Annotated in this window: 1 protein-coding gene and 1 tRNA gene; both read right to left on the bottom strand. The window is 54.9% G+C overall.

Annotated elements, in window-relative coordinates; translation table 11 throughout:
* A partial coding sequence (locus HGQ17_RS14835; RefSeq protein WP_168888728.1) for a DUF222 domain-containing protein occupies positions 1-605 on the bottom strand: 605 nt, incomplete at its 3' end.
* Positions 606-949: 344 nt separating this feature from the next.
* Positions 950-1,023 (bottom strand) — tRNA-Arg (locus HGQ17_RS14830).
* Positions 1,024-1,185: the final 162 nt, after the last annotated feature.

The raw sequence follows: 1,185 nt of genomic DNA, 5'->3' as shown, positions 1-1,185 counted from the left end.
GAATACAGCATCTGCTCAATCCGCGCCGCAGCAACGGTAGAGATAAGCCCATGGAACTTCGTGGAACCATCACCCTGAGGCTCGAAAGCCACATAATGCTTATGTTTCGACCGCTCGTACCGTTCCTCATAAGCCTTTACATCCAGCTCAGGAACCCGCTGTTTCAGCCAGTTGTCCAGCTCAGCGGAGTTCAGCTCACGAGCCTTCGTGGTCAGCTCGGAATCCAGTTTCTCCATGAGTGCCGGGCGGTGAGAGATCCCTTCAATAGCGCGATTGACCTTCTGCACAGAGGCCAGATCCGTTTCACCCTGCTGATAAACCTCATGGGTCTCAGGCAATTTCTCGGCCAGTGTCTCCACGCTATCCATCAACCGGCGGACCTCAGGAACCGGAACACCGAGAAACTCGGCACACTCCTGATAGACCTCCTTGATCCGAGCATTCCGCCGGAAAGAATGAGTCTCCTCGAGCTCCTCTGCGCGAAGTTTCTTATACGCCAGCAGCCGGGAAACTTTCCCAGCCTGTTCCTGCAGTTCACGCTTGTGGTGTTCGAGGGCAGCTTCGAGCTCCGAGTACGCCTCAGGAGTCGATAGTTTCTTGCCCATGTTCCAAGTGTAGTAGAACAGATGTTCTACATCAAGAGTTTCTAGAAATTAATTGCGCTAGAGTTTTCCCCAACCCTCCCCTTTCAATGCCCCTTCTGGCAAGAGGATCGCGCCCTAGAAACCACCCTCATCAATGCTGTCGACCAGAAAGTGCACAGGTACGCGCAGCCGAAGCAGAGGGGGCATTACCTGGACCTAGAAGATTCATCGCCAGAACGGAGCCCCACCCCTGCTGACTGCAATAAGAACGGACAGCCGCCACCCCGCCCTGCACCTGGATACAAAAGAAGCCCGGAACCTCGCTTTCCAGCAAGGTTCCGGGCTTCCACTCAGACCAGAGTTCGTGCGCCCATAGGGATTCGAACCCCAGACCTTCGGTTCCGTAGACCGACGCTCTATCCAGCTGAGCTATAGGCGCTGGTAGAAACTTCTAATCTGAGCCTCGTCCAGAACTCAGTAACTGCGCCCTGGACCTAGAAGACTATACACGTCTTTGTGGCAGACCAGCAACTTCACGACGAGACTCATGGAAAGTCCCCGCGTAACCAGGGGCCGTGCCTCATTGAAAAGTCCCCGGCAA

Source organism: Nesterenkonia sedimenti (genome assembly GCF_012641515.1).
GTDB classification, from domain to species: domain Bacteria; phylum Actinomycetota; class Actinomycetes; order Actinomycetales; family Micrococcaceae; genus Nesterenkonia; species Nesterenkonia sedimenti.
This window is presented reverse-complemented; position numbering and strand designations above follow the sequence as displayed.